The following is a 16783-nucleotide window of genomic DNA, read 5'->3' as shown; positions in this document are numbered from 1 at the left end:
CGAGCATCGCTCGCCTCGGTCCTTCCCTCCCCCACCCCTGCCGTTTGCGGCTGGGGAGCTTAGGAAGAAGAGCTTAAGTCCATGGCGAAACTGAGTTCGATCAACAAGAACGAGCGTCGCAAGAAGCTGGTGAAGCAATATGCCGGCAAGTTTGCGAAGCTGAAGGCCCAGGCTAACGATGAGAGTCTGGACGAGAGCGAGCGTCTGATCGCCCGCCTCAAGATGGCGGAGCTGCCGCGAAACGCGAACCCGACCCGGATCCGCAACCGTTGCGAGATCACCGGCCGCCCGCGCGCTTACTACCGCAAGTTCCGCCTCGCGCGCGTCATGCTGCGTGATCTTGCCAACAAGGGCATGATCCCCGGCCTCACGAAGTCGAGCTGGTAAGGATTAGATCATGGCAGTGACCGATCCCCTGGGTGACCTGCTCACCCGCATCCGCAACGGCCAGCGCGCGCGCAAGGACTCCGTCCTGACGCCGGCGTCGAAGCTGCGCGCCCGCGTGCTCGACGTTCTCCAGCGCGAAGGCTATATCCGTGGCTACAGCGAAGAGCAGATGGGCCCCGCGGCCGGCATCCGCGTCGAGCTGAAGTATTTCGAAGGCCAGCCGGCGATCAAGCATCTCGCTCGCGTGTCGAAGCCGGGCCGCCGCATCTATTCGGGTGCGCAGGACCTGCCGCGCGTGCGCAACGGCCTGGGCATCACCATCGTGTCGACGCCCCGCGGCGTGCTCTCCGACGCCGAGGCGCGCGAGCAGAACGTCGGCGGCGAAGTCCTGGCGGAGGTGTTCTGATGAGCCGCATCGGTAAGAAGGCGGTCCCGGTTCCGGCCGGCGTCACCGCGACCATCGCCGACAAGGTGCTGAGCGTGAAGGGTCCCAAGGGCACCCTGTCGATGCCGCTCGCCGACGAGATCGCCTATGACGTCCAGGCGGACGCCATCGGCGTGACCCCCGCGAACGACACCAAGCGCGCCCGCGCCTTCTGGGGCATGCAGCGCACGCTGGTGCAGAACCTGGTCACCGGCGTGACGACGGGCTTCTCGAAGAAGCTGGTCATCACCGGCGTCGGCTATCGCGCCGCGGCGCAGGGCAAGACCCTGAAGCTGCAGCTCGGCTATAGCCACGACGTCAACATCGACGTGCCGGAAGGCATCGAGGTGAAGACGCCGGACGCCACCACCGTCGAGATCAGCGGTTCGGACAAGCAGAAGGTCGGCCAGCTGGCCGCCGAGATCCGCCGCTGGCGCAAGCCCGAGCCGTACAAGGGCAAGGGCATCAAGTACGACGGCGAGTTCATCTTCCGCAAGGAAGGGAAGAAGAAGTAATGACCAAGGGTCTCTCTCTGTTCGAGAAGCGCCGCCGGCGCAATCGTACCACGCTGAAGGCGCGTGCCGGCGGTCGTCCGCGGCTGTCCGTGCATCGTTCGGGCAAGCACATCTATGCCCAAGTGATCGACGACGAGGCGGGCAAGACCGTCGCGGCCGCGTCGACTCTGGAAAAGGGCGTGCGCGACAAGTCGGGCGCCAACGTCGCTGCGGCGACCGAGGTCGGCAAGCGGGTCGCGGAAGCGGCGAAGGCAGCCGGTGTCACCCAGGTCGTGTTCGACCGTGGTGGCTTCCTGTTCCACGGCCGCGTCAAGGCGCTCGCCGAAGCGGCTCGCGAAGCCGGACTGGAGTTCTAAGTGATGGCTGACGAAAACACCGTGCAGCAGGCTGCCGGCGCCGAGAGCGCCCCGCAGCAGGACGCGCAGCAGGGCGGTCCCGCCGGCGGTCGCGGTCCCCGCGGCGGCCGTGGCCGTGGCCCGGGCGGCGGCGATCGTGGTCGCGGCGGCCGTGACGGCAACCGTGGGCGTCGCGACGATCGTCGTGGTGCCGAGGACGGCGGCGAGGAGCTGATCGAGAAGCTGGTCCACATCAACCGCGTCTCGAAGACCGTGAAGGGCGGCAAGCGCTTCGGCTTTGCGGCGTTGGTCGTCGTGGGCGACGGCAAGGGCCGCGTCGGTTTCGGTCATGGCAAGGCGCGCGAAGTGCCGGAAGCCATTTCCAAGGCGACCGCTTCGGCGAAAAAGGCGATGGTCCGCGTTCCCCTGAAGGACGGTCGCACGCTGCATCATGACGGCAACGGCCACTTCGGTGCCGGTCGCGTGACGCTGCGTTCCGCGCCGCAGGGCACGGGCATCATCGCAGGCGGCCCGATGCGCGCCATCTTCGAGAGCCTGGGCGTCGCCGACGTCGTGACCAAGTCGGTCGGCACGTCGAACCCATACAACATGATCCGCGCCACGTTCGAGGCGCTGACCGACCAGACTTCGCCGAAGTCGGTGGCTCAGCGTCGTGGCAAGAAGATCGCCGACCTGCTCGGCCGCGGTGGTTCGCAGACCGCCGAGGCGGATGCGGCGGCCATCACGGAGTAATCCATCATGGCGACGATCAAGATCAAGCAGACCGGTTCGCCGATCCGCCGCACCAAGGACCAGCGCGCCACGCTGGTCGGCCTTGGCCTCAACAAGATGCACAAGGTGTCGGAGCTCGAGGATACCCCCGAGGTCCGCGGCATGATCCGCAAGGTGCAGCACATGGTCGAGGTTCAGGGCTGATTGCGTTCCTGCGAAAGCAGGAACCCAGAGCCACGAACCGGACGTGTGTGACCCTGGGCTCCTGCGTTCGCAGGAGCACGGGACCTAGTGACAAATACGGGGAGGGGGGCTAACCGGCCCCCTTCCTTTTTCCAGTTTCCACAACCCGGCAACCGCCGGGCGCGCGACAAAAGCGAAAGCGAGTGCATATCATGAAGCTCAACGAACTCCGCGACAACCAGGGTGCCCGCAAGTCCAAGATCCGCGTCGGTCGCGGCATCGGCTCGGGCAAGGGCAAGACCGGCGGCCGCGGCCAGAAGGGTCAGAAGAGCCGCGAGGGCGTCAGCATCGCCGGCTTCGAAGGCGGCCAGATGCCGCTCCACATGCGTCTGCCGAAGCGCGGCTTCAACAACATCTTCGCCAAGGATTATGCGACGGTGAACACCGGCGCGATCCAGAAGGCGATCGATGCGGGCAAGCTGAAGACCGACGGCACGATCGACCATGCCGCGCTGAAGGCGGCCGGTCTGGCGCGTGGCGGCAAGGACGGCGTCCGTCTGCTCGGCAAGGGCGACCTGACCGCGAAGCTTTCCTTCACCGTCGCCGGCGTTTCCGCCTCGGCGCGCGAGATGATCGAGAAGGCCGGCGGTTCGGTCGACGTGCCGACGATCGTCCCGGCTGCCGAGAAGGCCGCCGCCAAGAAGGGCGTGCAGTATAAGGCGCGTCAGGAAAAGAAGGCGTCGTTCAAGGCGTAACCCCTGCCGGTTCCCCGGCGAAGGCCGGGGCCCAGCAACGGGCCGCCCGCGACTGGGCCCCGGCCTTCGCCGGGGAACAATAGCTCCTATAGGTTAGACAAGCCTTGGAGCATGACTATATGAGCGGCGGGGGCGGACAAACGCTTACCCGCCGTTTTTCGTTTCCAGGACACCGACACGCATGGCATCCGCAGCCGACCAGATGGCGCAAAGCATCAGCCTGGCGAAATTCGCCAAGGCCACCGACCTCAAGAAGCGGCTGTGGTTCACGATCGGCGCGCTGATCGTCTTCCGCCTGCTCAGCTACGTGCCGCTGCCGGGTATCGACCCGACCGTGCTCAGCCAGCTGTCGCAGCGCACCAGCGGCGGCGTGCTCGATTTCTTCAACACCTTCTCGGGCGGCGCGCTGACGCGCATGTCGCTGATCGCGCTCGGCGTGATGCCCTACATCACCGCCTCGATCGTCGTGCAGCTGGCGACCTCGCTCAGCCCGCAGCTCGCCGCGATCAAGAAGGAAGGCGAATCGGGCCGCAAGAAGCTCAACCAATATACCCGCTACGGCACCGTCGCGCTGACCGCGGTGCAGGGCTATTTCATCGCCGTCGGCCTGGAGGCGTTCGGCGCCAGCCAGGGCGTGCAGGCGGTGATCGAGCCGGGCATGGCCTTCCGCATCGCCGCGGTGATCAGCCTGATCGGCGGCACGATGTTCCTGATGTGGCTGGGTGAGCAGATCACCAGCCGCGGCATCGGCAACGGCGTCAGCCTCATCATCATGGCGGGTATTGTCGCGCATCTGCCGACGACGTTGCTCAACCTGCTGGAGGGCGGGCGATCGGGCTCGATCGATGCGGTGCGCCTGGTCGGCATCGTCGCCGCGGTCGTCTTCCTCATCCTGTTCATCTGCTTCATGGAGCGCGCGCAGCGCCGCATCCTGATCCAGTATCCCAAGCGCCAGACGCAGCGCGGCATGCAGGCGGATCGCAGCCACTTGCCGCTGAAGCTCAACACCGCGGGCGTGATCCCGCCGATCTTCGCCTCGTCGCTGCTGCTGATGCCGCTGACGATCAGCCAGTTCGCCGGCCAGCGCGTCGCGGGGACGAGCAAGTGGGGCGATTTCATCATCACCCTCAACCAGTATCTGCAGCACGGCGCGCCGCTGTACATGGCGCTCTATGCCGCGGGCATCATCTTCTTCTCGTTCTTCTACACCGCCGTGGTGTTCAATCCGGAAGAGACGGCCGACAATCTGAAGCGTTATGGCGGCTTCATCCCCGGCATCCGTCCCGGCAAGAATACCGAGACGTATTTCGACTATGTGCTGACGCGCATCACCGTGATCGGTGCGGCGTATCTGGTCATCATCTGCCTGTTGCCGGAATATCTGGTCTCGGCGCTGTCGATCCCCTTCTATCTGGGCGGCACCAGCCTGCTGATCGTGGTCAACGTGACGATGGACACGGTGACGCAGATCCAGAGCCATCTGCTGGCGCACCAATATGGCGATCTGATCAAGAAGGCGAAGCTGAAGGGCGGGCGCCTGCGCTGATCCGGCGGCACGGCACCTAGACGACCGCACGTAGACAAGGGGACAGGCGTGAACATCATCCTTCTCGGGCCGCCGGGCGCAGGCAAGGGCACCCAGGCGCAGCGGCTGATGACGACGCGCGGCATGGTGCAGCTGTCGACCGGCGACATGCTGCGCGCGGCGGTCAAGGCGGGATCGCCCGTGGGGCAGCAGGCGAAAGCGGTGATGGATGCGGGCCAGCTCGTCTCCGACGAGATCGTCTCCGCGCTGATCGGCGAGCGGCTGGATCAGGGCATCGGTGGCGGCGCGATCTTCGACGGCTATCCGCGCACCGCGGCGCAGGCCGAGGCGCTCGACGGCCTGCTCGAGGCGCGCGACCAGACGCTCGATTTCGTCATCGAGCTGGAAGTCGACGAAGCCGCGCTGATCGAACGCGTCGAGGGCCGCTACACCTGCGCGAATTGCGGGGCGGGCTATCACGACCGTTTCAAGCTGCCCAAGGTCGCGGGCGTGTGCGACGTGTGCGGATCGACCGAGTTCAAGCGTCGGCCCGACGACAATGCCGAAACGGTGCGCACGCGGATGCAGGAATATCGCGCCAAGACGGCGCCGATCCTGCCGATCTATCAGGCGCGCGGCCTCGTCCACCGCGTCGACGGCATGGCCGACATCGATCACGTCGCGCAGGCGATCGACGCGATCCTGGACGGGCGCGGCTGACGATCCCGTACGCGATCGAATGTTGGACGGGCGCCCGCAGCGATGGGGGCGCCCCTTTCCGCGTCGATGACGCATCTTTCATGATTTTTTCATGAAGATGTCGGGGTCGCCTGCGTACAACGACGCGCATCGGTCGCCGGTGACCGAAATGTTTTGGCAGGATCGGTACCCGACACTCCCGGGGGTATCGTAGGAGGCCGGCGGAAAGGTTGCTTTCCGCCGGCCTTTCCCGTCAAAGGACAAGCGACGAGGACGATGCGCGCGTGACCCGGAAAATCCTGATTGTCGAGGACGACAGCTCCACCGCCGCCTATCTGACCAAGGGCCTGTCGGAGGCCGGCTATGCCGTGGAGGCGGCGAAGGACGGCCGCGACGGCCTGTTCCTCGCGAGCGAGGGCATCTTCGACCTCATCATCGCCGATCGCATGCTGCCCGGTATCGACGGCCTGCAGATGGTCAGCGCGATCCGTGCCGCCGGGATCGCAACGCCGGTGCTCGTCCTGTCGGCGCTCGCCGCGGTCGACGATCGCGTCGACGGACTGAAGGCAGGCGCGGACGATTACCTCTGCAAGCCCTTCTCCTTCGCCGAGCTTTCCGCGCGGATCGAGGCGCTGGTGCGCCGCACCGACCGCGCGACGAGCGAGCCGACCAAGACGAAGCTTTCGGTCGGCGACCTCGAGATCGACCTGCTCGCGCGTCACGTGACACGCGCCGGGCGCACGATCCCGCTCGGCGCGCGCGAGTTCAACCTGCTCGAATTCCTCGCGCGCCATGCGGGGCAGGTGGTGACGCGCACGATGATGCTGGAAAAGATCTGGAACTACCATTTCGACCCCGGCTCGAATGTCGTCGACGTCCATATCGGCCGCCTGCGCCGCAAGCTGGAGGACGGATTCGGCGCGCCGATCCTGCATACCGTGCGCGGCGCGGGCTATCGCCTCGCGGTCGACTGAGTCCCGGCGCACCATGATGCGCCTGTCGGTCACCGCGCGCATCGCGCTGCTGTCGATCGCGCTCGCGCTCGTCTCCAACCTCGTGCTGGTCGGTTTCGTGTGGAAGCAGACGAGCACCGCGGCGATCGGCACGGTGCGGCGCGAGACGATCGAGAAATCGGACGCGATGCGCGCGATCTTCCACGCCGGCGGTCTGCCGGCGGTGCGGGAGGCGATCGGCGAGGCGCGTGCGCCCGGCGATACCTCGCTGGTGCTGGCGGTGCTCGACCGGCAGGGGCGCCGCGTGATCGGCTACGGCCCCGCCCGTGTCACCGTGCCGCTGGTGCCCGCGACGTTCCGCATGTCCGACCTCGACGGCTCCGCGACGACGACCGACGTCGGCTATGCGCTCCACCCGATCGGCGGCAATTGGCTGCTCGTCGGGCGCAGCCTCGACCTCGTCCAGGCGGAACAGCGGGCGATCGAGGGCGCGCTCGCGGTCGCGGTGATGCTGTCGCTGCTGCTCGGCGTCGCGGCCGGACTGGTGCTGGCGCGCTACGTCGGCCAGCGGCTCGACCGGATCGCCGCGGTGGTCGAGGCGGCGGGCGAGGGCGACCTGTCGCGGCGCGTGCCGGTCGACGGCGGTCGCGGCGACGGCTTTGACCGGCTGGCGGAACAGCTCAATCGCATGCTCGGCAAGGTCGAACGGCTGATGGTCGAACTGCGCGTCGTCACCGACAGCCTGGCGCACGACCTGCGTTCGCCGCTCGCGCGGCTGCGTACCAAGACCGAGCAGGCGGTGCTGATCGCCGACCCAGCCGCGCGCGAGGCGGCGCTGGGCGGCCTGCTGGTCGAAACCGATCTCGTCATGCGCATGCTGACCATGGTGATCGAGATAAGCCGGTCCGAGTCGGTTTCGCGCGACCGCTTCTCGCTGGTCGAGCCGGCGGAGCTGGTCGAGGAGATCGCCGACCTCTACGGCCCTGTCGCGGAGGATGCGGGCTTCGCCTTCGCTGTTGCGATCGACGCCGATCCGCCGGCGATGCGCGTTCACCGCGAACTGCTGAGCCAGGCGATCAGCAACCTCGTCGACAACGCGCTGAAACATGCAGGCGGCGGCCGGCAGCTGGTGCTGCGGCTGACCGCCACGGCGCACGACATCGCGATCCAGGTCGAGGATCGCGGAAACGGCATTCCCGAGGCCGACCGGGCACAGGCGCGCAAACGCTTCGGCCGGCTCGATGCGGCGCGGACGACGCCGGGGGCGGGGTTGGGCATGGCGTTGATCGAGGCGGTCGCGCGGCTGCACGAGGGGCGGTTCGAACTCGCCGACAATGCGCCCGGGCTGATCGCGCGGATCGTGCTGCCGCGCTGATCCAGCGTCACCTGCGTCGACATTGGTCCCGATTTTCGGGCGGCTTGCAGTTAACCATTTGTCAGAAGACCCCGGCTTAGGCTTTGCGGCGGAATGCGACCGGGGGGTCGCGGGGGCTTGAACCGTCGTCGGTAAGAGGGAGCATCATGCTCGGGGCGTTCGTATTCACCTATGGAATGTTGGCGAGCTTCGTGTTGCAGGGCGTGGCACGCAATCGCAAGGTCGGGCGGCCCAATCCGCCGATGCTCGAATATGTCGGCTATGTGCTGTGCGGTCTTTCCGTCGGCCTGTCGGCGATGCTGCTGCTGATGGCCTTCACCGCGCCGGGCGCGATCCCGATCGCCTGAACCGCACGCCCGGGCTCAGGCCGGCCGTCGGCCGCCGAGCGCGTCCTCGATACGCGCGATGAGATCGGACAGGCTGGGCGCCGTCCAGGGCGCGGCGAGGCGGCCGCGGGGCGATGCCATGCGCGCGGCGATATGGTGGCAGGCATGATGCGCGGTGGCCATCGGACGAACTCCCTGATCGAGCGTCTTCTCGAGCGTCTTCGCTTGGCGCGGCCCCAGCTAAGGAGTGGTTAACGGCGCAACAGCCGAGTCGCGCTTGCGTCGTCGGTGACGATCGGTCACGGCGCGCTATGGATCCGCTGTCGCTGTTCGGCCTGTTCGCCATCCTGTTCATGCTGCTCTGTTACATGATGGAGGCGCGTTCGCCGTGGTGGACGTTCGGGTTCGCCATCGGGTGTCTGCTGTCGTCCGCTTATGGTTTCTTGCAGGGGGCTTGGCCGTTCGGCGCGGTGGAAATCCTGTGGACCGGCATCGCGCTGCGTCGCTGGTGGCAGGGGATGGCGCGAAAAAGAGCCGCATCGGTATCAGTTGACGGCGATCGACCGCAGGCATAGCCTCCGTTCACCGAGTAGCGCGTTCCCTCCGAACTGAAGGAACCCCGATGCCCTGCTTCGCCTATCTCCTCACCGCGGCAGCCGCGATCGCGCTTGCCGCGCCCCTGTCCGCGCAAACGACCCCGTCCATCTCCGGCACCTGGAAGGGGGACATCGCGTCCGCCAAATTGCCGACCAAGCCCGATACCTTCGCGATCAAGGACGGTCGGTATACCTGCTCGACCTGCACGCCGCCGATCGCGGTCAAGGCCGACGGGATGCCACAGGCGGCGACCGGCCACGATTATTGGGATCACATCACGGTCAAGGTCGTCGACCCGCAAACGATAGCCTATACCTATTCGCGTGGCGGCAAACCGGTTTCGACCAGCACCGACACGGTGTCGGCCGACGGCAAGACGCTGACGAGCAGCTGGCGGTCGAGCGACAACGCCAAGGGCATCGAACAATCGGGCACGTCGACCGAAACGCGCGTCGGCCCGGCACCGGCGGGCGCCCATGCCGCATCGGGCAGCTGGCAGCGCGCCGCGATCCAGCAGGTGAGCGATTCCAACCTGTACATCACCTTCAAGGACAGCGGCGACACGCTCGTCTTCTCGCAGCCGAGCGGAGAAACCTATACCGCGAAGTTCGGCGGCCCCGCGGCGCCGATCGTCGGCGACCCTGCTGGGACGCTCGCCAAGGTGCGCCGCGTCGATGCGCGCACGGTCGAGGAAACCGACCTGCGTGGCGGCAGGGTCGTCTATGTCTATACGATGATCCTGTCGCCGGACGGCAAGAGCATGACCGTCGTCAACGATGATCGAAAGGCCGGGACGAAGACTCAGTTCGTCGCCTATCGTCAGTAACCGGCGGTTCCGGCCGCCGCGGCTCACGATGTCGTCGCGGCGTCGCGGCGCGAACGGGGGCGGCCGGAACCGATCGCTTGACACGACGTTTGCGCGCGCTTAACAGTCATCCCTTCCGAAACACCGGTTCCCGGCGGCGCTCGTCTGCGCTCGCCGCGCTCATGCGTACAAGGGGCCGGTGTCTGTGCGGAAGATGCGACGAGATGGGGGTCGTGGCTAGCCATGCCGACCCCTGTGGAGCTAGGAGAAACGTTTCATGGCACGTATCGCGGGTGTCAATCTCCCGACCAACAAGCGCGTGGTGATCGCGCTGACCTACATCCACGGCATTGGCCCGGCCAAAGCCAAGGAGATCACCGGCAAGCTGAACATCGCCGCCGAGCGCCGTATCCAGGACCTGACGGACCAGGAAGTGCTGCAGATCCGCGAGACGATCGACGCCGATCACACGGTGGAAGGTGATCTTCGTCGCGAGACCGCGATGAACATCAAGCGCCTGATGGATCTGGCGTGCTATCGTGGCCTGCGCCACCGCAAGGGCCTGCCGGTCCGCGGCCAGCGCACGCACACCAACGCGCGCACCCGCAAGGGCAAGGCGAAGCCGATCGCGGGCAAGAAGAAGTAAAAGACAGTCCTGGGGACTGTTTTTGACATCTTCTCCGCCGGAGGCAGGCACGAGGCTGATCGCCTCCCGATCTCCGTACCACGAGATTCTGGTCAGGATTACCAACAATGGCACGTGAACCGCAGCGCCTTCGCCGTCGCGAGCGCAAGAACATCACCGCCGGCGTCGCGCATGTGAACGCCAGCTTCAACAACACCATGATCACCATCACCGATGCGCAGGGCAATGCGATCAGCTGGTCGTCGGCCGGCATGATGGGCTTCAAGGGTAGCCGCAAGTCGACGCCGTATGCGGCGCAGGTCGCCGCTGAGGACGCGGGCAAGAAGGCCGCCGAGCACGGCGTCCGCACGCTCGAGGTCGAGGTGAAGGGCCCGGGTTCGGGCCGCGAGTCGGCGCTCCGCGCGCTGCAGGCGGTCGGTTTTCAGATCACCTCGATCCGCGACGTGACGTCGATCCCGCACAACGGCGTGCGTCCGTCGAAGCGTCGTCGCGTCTGATGCTGCGCGGCCGCTGACGAGCGGCACTGCGCGTTTTTACCAGGCCGGCGCTTTCCCCCGTCGGCCCAACTCCAGGGGACACAGCTTGTCTGTCAATGCAAAGAACTGGCAGGAACTGAAGAAGCCCAACGGCCTTGAGAAGAAGTCCGGTGACGGCAAGCGCAAGGCGACCTTCATCGCCGAGCCGCTGGAGCGGGGCTTCGGCCTGACGCTCGGCAACGCGCTGCGCCGCGTGCTGCTGTCGTCGCTGCAGGGTGCGGCGGTGACCTCGATCAAGATCGAGAACGTGCTGCACGAATTCTCGAGCCTGGCGGGTGTCCGCGAGGACGTCACCGACATCGTGCTCAACGTCAAGCAGATCGCGATCCGCATGCAGGGCGAAGGCCCGAAGCGGCTCCAGCTGTCGGCGACGGGCCCGGCCGAGGTGAAGGCGGGCGACATTGCGGTGTCGGGCGACATCGAGGTGATGAACCCCGAACTCGTCATCTGCCACCTCGACGAGGGCGCGACGTTCAACATGGAACTGACCGCCGACATCGGTAAGGGTTATGTTCCCGCGACCGCCAACCGTCCGGCGGATGCGCCGATCGGCCTGATCCCGGTCGACGCGCTCTACTCGCCGGTGCGCCAGGTGTCGTACAAGGTCGACCCGACCCGCGTCGGTCAGGACCTCGACTACGACAAGCTGACGCTGACGATCGAAACCGACGGCACGGTGACGCCCGAGGACGCGGTGGCCTATGCCGGCCGCATTTTGCAGGACCAGCTGGCGCTGTTCGTCCACTTCGACGACTCGGCGATCGCGCGCTCTTCGGCGCCGATCGGCCAGGCTGCCGTCCCGGCGGCGGGCGGCGAGGTCGCGGGCGACACGCAGCAGATCAACCGTTACCTGCTCAAGAAGGTCGACGAGCTCGAACTGTCGGTGCGTTCGGCGAACTGCCTGAAGAACGACAACATCATCTACATCGGCGATCTGGTCGGCAAGACCGAGGCCGAGATGCTGCGTACCCCGAACTTCGGCCGCAAGTCCTTGAATGAAATCAAGGAAGTGCTCTCGTCGATGGGGCTTCGCCTGGGCATGGAAATCCCGGGCTGGCCGCCTGAGAATATCGAGGAAATGGCCAAGAAGCTCGAGCAGGAGATCATGGGCTGAGCCGCAAGGAGATAGCCCAGGCTATCTCCTAGACGGCGAAAGCCCGGCCGACGGGGCGGGGAGCGACGCAGTCGCAACCCGATCCCGTTCGACGTGACCGGTGCGGCTCCGCCGCACCGCCACCCGGCCACCCGAAAGCGCATGCGAAAGTATGCGACTTTCGCGACTTTCTAAAAGGTAATGGGCGGTGACCTTTCCATAACACCACCTGGTCTGGGGTACCGTCAAACGGCCCCTTAACGAACGAAGGAAATACCCATGCGTCATCGCGTCGGCGGCCGTAAGCTGCAGCGTACCTCGGCCCATCGTATTGCGCTGTTCCGCAACATGTCGGCCGCGCTCATCAAGCACGAGCAGATCACCACCACCGTCGCCAAGGCGAAGGAACTGCGTCCCTACGTCGAGAAGCTGATCACGCTGGCGAAGAAGGGTGGCCTGTCCAACCGCCGTCTCGCTCATGCGCGGCTGCTCGACGATGCGCAGCTGGTGAAGCTGTTCGACGTCCTCGCGGCGCGCTACGCCGACCGCAACGGCGGCTACACCCGCATCATCAAGGCCGGTATCCGCGCCAGCGACGCCTCGCCGATGGCGATCATCGAATTCGTCGACCGCGACGTCTCGGCCAAGGGCCAGGATTCGGGCCCGGTCGTGTCGGACGAGGATTTCGACGAGGCGGCCTAAGAGCCAGCAAAGCTGGATCGAGGCGCAAGCCTCGTCCGGCCGACGTCGCTAAAGGCGACGGTCGACGACTCGGCTTTGCCGAGTCGGGTCTCGAGAAACGGAAGAGGCCGCGCCTGCGATGGTGCGGCCTTTTTCGTGTCTGTTGGGCACATAGGCCCGCCGAGGCGAAGCCGCGTCGTCGGACGGGCCCTGCGGCCCGCCGGCCGGGCTTGGCCTTGGCGGGCTCGCCCGCTAAGGCCTGCGCCATGCAGCACAGCGACAGCATTCTCATCGTCGATTTCGGCAGCCAGGTCACGCAGCTCATCGCCCGGCGCGTACGCGAAGCGGGGGTCTATTCGGAGATCGCGCCCTTCCAGTCCGCCGACGCGGCGTTCGAGCGGATCAAGCCTGCCGGCATCATCCTGTCGGGCGGCCCCGCCTCGGTGACCGCGGAAAACAGCCCGCGCGCCCCCCAGCGGTTCTTCGAGGCGGGCGTGCCGATCCTCGGCATCTGCTACGGCCAGCAGGTGATGAGCGCGCAGCTGGGCGGTAACGTCGTCGTCTCCGGCGATGGCGGCGAATTCGGCAAGGCGTTCGTCGATGTGAAGGCGCGCTGCGCGCTGTTCGAAGGGCTGTGGGAAGAGGGCGAGCGGCATCAGGTGTGGATGAGCCACGGGGATAAGGTCGACTCGCTCGCCCCCGGCTTCATACCCGTCGCGGTCTCCGACGGCGCGCCCTTCGCGGTCGTCGCGGACGAGGCGCGCCGCTTCTACGGCGTGCAGTTTCATCCGGAGGTCGTTCACACGCCCGACGGCGGCAAGCTGATCGCCAATTTCGCGCGCCACGTCTGCGGCCTCGCCGGCGACTGGACGATGGCGGAATTCCGCAGCGCCAAGATCGCCGAGATCCGCGAGCAGGTGGGCGATGGCAAGGTCATCTGCGGCCTGTCGGGCGGTGTCGACTCCTCCGTCGCAGCGCTGTTGATCCACGAGGCGATCGGCGACCAGCTGACCTGCGTGTTCGTCGATGGCGGCATCCTGCGCGCGGGGGAGGCCGAGCAGGTCGTCAGCCTGTTCCGCGGCCATTACAACATCCCGCTCGTCCACGTCGAGGCGCAGGACCTCTTCATGGATGGTCTGGCCGGCGTCACCGACCCCGAAGCCAAGCGCAAGTTCATCGGCAAGACCTTCATCGACGTCTTTGAGGCGGAGGCGAAGAAGATCGGCGGGGCGGAGTTCCTGGCGCAGGGTACGCTCTACCCGGACGTGATCGAGAGCGTCAGCTTCACCGGCGGCCCGTCGGTGACGATCAAGAGCCACCACAATGTCGGCGGGCTCCCCGAGCGGATGAACATGAAACTCGTCGAACCCCTACGCGAACTGTTCAAGGACGAGGTCCGTGCGCTCGGCCGCGAGCTCGGGCTGCCCGAAGTCTTCGTCGGCCGCCACCCCTTCCCCGGACCCGGCCTGGCGATCCGCATCCCCGGCGAGGTGACGCGCGAGCGGTGCGACATCCTGCGCAAGGCGGACGCCATCTACCTCGAGGAAATCCGCAGCGCAGGCCTGTATGATGCGATCTGGCAGGCGTTCGCGGTGCTGCTGCCCGTCCGCACCGTCGGCGTGATGGGCGATGGCCGCACCTATGACAGCGTCCTCGCGCTGCGCGCGGTCACCTCGACCGACGGCATGACCGCAGAGGTGTTCGATTTCCCCAGCGACTTCCTGCCTCGCGTCGCGACGCGGATCGTCAACGAGGTGAAGGGCGTCAACCGCGTCGTTTACGATTACACCAGCAAGCCGCCCGGCACGATCGAGTGGGAGTGACCGGGACTCGCGACCGCGCGGGGCGCGGGCGCGGCCCGGTCACTCGGCGGCGGGCAGCCGCGCCCGCCGGCGTAGACGTCTTGGGCTGAGATGATCGCCCGGCGTTGCGTCGGATGCGAAAACGTCGTTCTATGCTGCGCGGCGGCCCGATCCGGTCGGCGGGAAAGGATATCGAATGGAGCTCGGCGGAAGCGAGTCGCGCGCCGCCGCGCGGCGTGACCGGGGCGGCAACCTGTCGAATGTGCTGCTCGACACACTGGGCAAGGCGATCGTCACCGGCCGTTACGACACGCGGCGATTCCCGACCGAGGCGGAGATTTCGAGCGCGCATGGCGTCAGCCGGCCGATCACGCGCGAGGCGGTCAAGATGCTGACCGCCAAGGGTCTGGTCAGTGCGCGCCCGCGGCAGGGGACGGTGGTGCTGCCCGCCTCGCGCTGGAACCTGTTCGACCCCGACGTGCTGCGCTGGCTGCTCGACCGCAAATTCTCCGTCGAGCTGCTGCGTCAGTTCAACCAGCTGCGCGTCGCGATCGAGCCCGAAGCGGCGGCGCTTGCCGCGGCGCATCATGGCGAGGCGGACATCGCCGCGATCCGCGCCGGCCTTTCCCGGATGGAGGCGGCGGGCGAGGGGCACGACGACCCGCTGGACGCGGACATCGCGTTCCACGTCGCGATCATGAACGCCTCGCGCAATCCGTTTTATGCGCAATTGCAGTCGGTCGTCGCGACCGCGCTGCGCACGTCCATCCGCTTCACCAATACCATCAAGGGGCATAGCGCGAATATCGCGGATCATGCAGCGGTCGCCGATGCCATCGCCGCACGCGACCCCGACCTTTCCCGGGCCGCGATGCGGCGGATCATCGGCGATGTGCTCGACCTGATCGCGACGCAGAAGGATTGAGCGAAGGGGCGCCGTCCCGGCACTGATGGTTGGCGATCGACGTGATCCGGCGCGGCGCGATCTTCCCGCAGCGCGCGCCGCGCCGCCGGACGGTCAGCCGCGGGCGTCGAGATTGGCCAGCTCTTGCCGGAGGATCGCGATGTCCTGCGCATCGGGCGTCCACCCGCCGCCGAGCAATCCCGCAGGTCCCAGTACGGCCGTCACCACGCCTTGCGCGCCCGCGTCCGCCCATGCCGCGGCGAGGCGCGCGGCGAGCGGATCGTTCACCGGTGCGCCGTCGCCGCGGACGTGCAGGAGCCATGCGGCAAGCGCGCGCAGCGTGTGGCGCGCGCGGCGTCCCGCGGCGGCATTGTCCGCAAGCGGCGCCAGCCAGCGCTGGGGAAGCTTTTGCGACCCGTCGTTCCCGATCTGCGCAAGCCGATGCCCCAGCGCCGGATTGCGGAAGCGTGCCAGCAGCGCGTCGGCATAGGCATTCAGGTCCTGCCCGGGCGCGGGCGTCAGGCTGGCGGCGGCTTCGTCGCGCATCAACGCCTCGACATCGTGCGCGATGGCGGGATCGGCGATCGCCTCGTGCACGAAACTGTGTCCGGCGAGGAGGCCGAGGTAGGCAAGCGCCGAATGCGCGCCGTTGAGCATCCGCAGCTTGGCGGCTTCGAACGGCGCGACGTCGTCGACGAACTGCGCACCGCCCGCTTCCCACCGCGGACGCGCGCCGGCGAAGCGATCCTCGATCACCCATTGCCGAAAGGGTTCGGTGACGACGGCGCCTTCGTCGCGCAAGCCGATGGCCGACGCGGTCGCGGCCAGATCGTCGGCGGTCACGGCGGGGACGATGCGGTCGACCATCGACGACGGCGTGGCGCATCCGCGCTCCACCCAGCGGCGCAGCGTCGGGTCGATGCGTTCGATCCACGCGGCCAGCGCCGACCCGAGCAATGCACCGTTGCCGGGCAGGTTGTCGCACGACAGGATCGTCACGCCGCCGAGGCCGGCGTCGCGGCGGCGGCGCAGGCCATCGGTGAGCAGGTGATAGATGGTGTTGCCCGCCGCGGCGACGGCATCCTCGTCCAGCGTGCGGTCGGGGCGCAGCCAATAGGCCTTTTCGGTCACGGTGAGCGTGACGATCCCGACCGACGGCGCGGCGATCAGCACCGCGACCGCATCGGGGCGTTCGGCCGCAACCAGCACGTCGCGGATCGATCCGACCAGCCGGGTTTTCGCCGCGCCGGCATCGCGTTCGGTAACGGTGAACAGGCCGTCCTGCGGCACCAGCGCGTCGCGTACCGTCGGCGAACGCATCGACACGCCCGCGATCGCCCAGTCGCGATCGCCGGCGCGCAACGCGTCGTCAGTATAGATCGCCTGATGCGCGCGGTGAAAGGCGCCGAGCCCGAGATGGACATGGCCGATCGCCTGCGCCTCGCGATCGTAGCCGGGGCGCTCCACCACGGGCGACAACGCCGCCGCGGTTGCCGTGGACAGCCGCATC

The 16783-nt window shown here is 67.2% G+C and carries 22 protein-coding genes; 20 read left to right on the top strand and 2 right to left on the bottom strand.

All coding sequences use genetic code 11. From position 1 onward, the window contains the following. The first annotated feature begins 81 nt into the window (after positions 1–81). The 12 genes from rpsN to DM480_RS01870 all read left to right on the top strand — a co-directional run bounded on the left by rpsN (position 82) and on the right by DM480_RS01870 (position 8230). A complete protein-coding gene (gene rpsN / locus DM480_RS01925; protein WP_115377311.1) occupies positions 82–387 on the top strand; it encodes a 30S ribosomal protein S14 in 306 nt (101 codons plus the stop codon). A gap of 10 nt (positions 388–397) precedes the next feature. Continuing rightward, complete coding sequence (gene rpsH, locus DM480_RS01920) at positions 398–793, top strand: 30S ribosomal protein S8 (RefSeq protein ID WP_115377310.1); 396 nt, start codon at positions 398–400, stop codon at positions 791–793. Further along, positions 793–1326 (top strand): 50S ribosomal protein L6, encoded by a 534-nt coding sequence (gene rplF, locus DM480_RS01915; RefSeq protein ID WP_115377309.1) that lies wholly within the window; start codon positions 793–795, stop codon positions 1324–1326. Before rpsH ends, rplF begins: the two co-directional genes overlap by 1 nt. Further along, positions 1326–1682 (top strand): 50S ribosomal protein L18, encoded by a 357-nt coding sequence (rplR, locus tag DM480_RS01910; protein ID WP_115377308.1) that lies wholly within the window; start codon positions 1326–1328, stop codon positions 1680–1682. Before rplF ends, rplR begins: the two co-directional genes overlap by 1 nt. Before the next feature lie 3 nt (positions 1683–1685). Further along, on the top strand, positions 1686–2414 hold the full coding sequence (rpsE, locus tag DM480_RS01905) for a 30S ribosomal protein S5 (protein WP_115377307.1): 729 nt from the start codon (positions 1686–1688) through the stop codon (positions 2412–2414). A 6-nt stretch (positions 2415–2420) separates the two neighbouring features. Next, on the top strand, positions 2421–2597 hold the full coding sequence (gene rpmD, locus DM480_RS01900) for a 50S ribosomal protein L30 (RefSeq protein WP_115377306.1): 177 nt from the start codon (positions 2421–2423) through the stop codon (positions 2595–2597). Between the two features lie 191 nt (positions 2598–2788). Beyond that, positions 2789–3331, top strand: a complete 543-nt coding sequence (gene rplO / locus DM480_RS01895; protein WP_115377305.1) for a 50S ribosomal protein L15 — start codon at positions 2789–2791, stop codon at positions 3329–3331. Positions 3332–3512: 181 nt separating this feature from the next. Then, entirely contained in the window at positions 3513–4877 is a 1365-nt protein-coding gene (secY, locus tag DM480_RS01890) for a preprotein translocase subunit SecY (protein WP_115377304.1), read from the top strand. A gap of 48 nt (positions 4878–4925) precedes the next feature. Then, the gene (locus DM480_RS01885; protein ID WP_115377303.1) at positions 4926–5576 is read left to right on the top strand and encodes an adenylate kinase; all 651 of its coding nucleotides are present in this window, start codon (positions 4926–4928) and stop codon (positions 5574–5576) included. 263 nt (positions 5577–5839) lie between these two features. After that, positions 5840–6529: a winged helix-turn-helix domain-containing protein gene (locus tag DM480_RS01880; protein ID WP_115377302.1), complete on the top strand. Its 690-nt coding sequence runs from the start codon at positions 5840–5842 to the stop codon at positions 6527–6529. 13 nt (positions 6530–6542) lie between these two features. Next, the gene (locus DM480_RS01875) at positions 6543–7883 is read left to right on the top strand and encodes a sensor histidine kinase (protein WP_198665874.1); all 1341 of its coding nucleotides are present in this window, start codon (positions 6543–6545) and stop codon (positions 7881–7883) included. Between the two features lie 146 nt (positions 7884–8029). Continuing rightward, positions 8030–8230: a hypothetical protein gene (locus DM480_RS01870; RefSeq protein ID WP_115377301.1), complete on the top strand. Its 201-nt coding sequence runs from the start codon at positions 8030–8032 to the stop codon at positions 8228–8230. Between the two features lie 15 nt (positions 8231–8245). Here DM480_RS01870 and DM480_RS18205 read toward each other — a convergent pair whose 3' ends face one another. Beyond that, positions 8246–8392: a hypothetical protein gene (locus tag DM480_RS18205; protein ID WP_198665873.1), complete on the bottom strand. Its 147-nt coding sequence runs from the start codon at positions 8390–8392 to the stop codon at positions 8246–8248. Positions 8393–8520: 128 nt separating this feature from the next. Between DM480_RS18205 and DM480_RS01865 the strand changes: the two genes are divergently transcribed. The 8 genes from DM480_RS01865 (at position 8521) to DM480_RS01830 (ending at position 15294) form a co-directional block, all read left to right on the top strand. Then, on the top strand, positions 8521–8784 hold the full coding sequence (locus DM480_RS01865; RefSeq protein ID WP_115377300.1) for a hypothetical protein: 264 nt from the start codon (positions 8521–8523) through the stop codon (positions 8782–8784). Between the two features lie 47 nt (positions 8785–8831). Next, complete coding sequence (locus DM480_RS01860; RefSeq protein WP_115377299.1) at positions 8832–9632, top strand: hypothetical protein; 801 nt, start codon at positions 8832–8834, stop codon at positions 9630–9632. 256 nt (positions 9633–9888) lie between these two features. Then, entirely contained in the window at positions 9889–10257 is a 369-nt protein-coding gene (gene rpsM / locus DM480_RS01855; RefSeq protein WP_115377298.1) for a 30S ribosomal protein S13, read from the top strand. A gap of 107 nt (positions 10258–10364) precedes the next feature. After that, complete coding sequence (rpsK, locus tag DM480_RS01850) at positions 10365–10754, top strand: 30S ribosomal protein S11 (protein ID WP_017979464.1); 390 nt, start codon at positions 10365–10367, stop codon at positions 10752–10754. Between the two features lie 85 nt (positions 10755–10839). Next, a complete protein-coding gene (locus DM480_RS01845) occupies positions 10840–11907 on the top strand; it encodes a DNA-directed RNA polymerase subunit alpha (RefSeq protein WP_115377297.1) in 1068 nt (355 codons plus the stop codon). Positions 11908–12165: 258 nt separating this feature from the next. Then, positions 12166–12588: a 50S ribosomal protein L17 gene (rplQ, locus tag DM480_RS01840; RefSeq protein ID WP_115377296.1), complete on the top strand. Its 423-nt coding sequence runs from the start codon at positions 12166–12168 to the stop codon at positions 12586–12588. A 245-nt stretch (positions 12589–12833) separates the two neighbouring features. After that, positions 12834–14390 carry a glutamine-hydrolyzing GMP synthase gene (guaA, locus tag DM480_RS01835; protein ID WP_115377295.1) on the top strand — a complete coding sequence of 519 codons (1557 nt, stop codon included), beginning with the start codon at positions 12834–12836 and terminating at the stop codon, positions 14388–14390. A 175-nt stretch (positions 14391–14565) separates the two neighbouring features. Further along, complete coding sequence (locus DM480_RS01830; protein WP_115377294.1) at positions 14566–15294, top strand: FadR/GntR family transcriptional regulator; 729 nt, start codon at positions 14566–14568, stop codon at positions 15292–15294. A 93-nt stretch (positions 15295–15387) separates the two neighbouring features. Here the strand turns inward: DM480_RS01830 and DM480_RS01825 are convergent, their stop codons facing one another. Further along, the gene (locus DM480_RS01825) at positions 15388–16782 is read right to left on the bottom strand and encodes a mannitol dehydrogenase family protein (RefSeq protein ID WP_115377293.1); all 1395 of its coding nucleotides are present in this window, start codon (positions 16780–16782) and stop codon (positions 15388–15390) included. Position 16783: the final 1 nt, after the last annotated feature.

The organism is Sphingomonas sp. FARSPH, from assembly GCF_003355005.1.
Classification (GTDB): domain Bacteria; phylum Pseudomonadota; class Alphaproteobacteria; order Sphingomonadales; family Sphingomonadaceae; genus Sphingomonas.
Note: the sequence above shows the minus strand (reverse complement) of the source record. Positions and strands in the feature narration are given on the sequence as shown.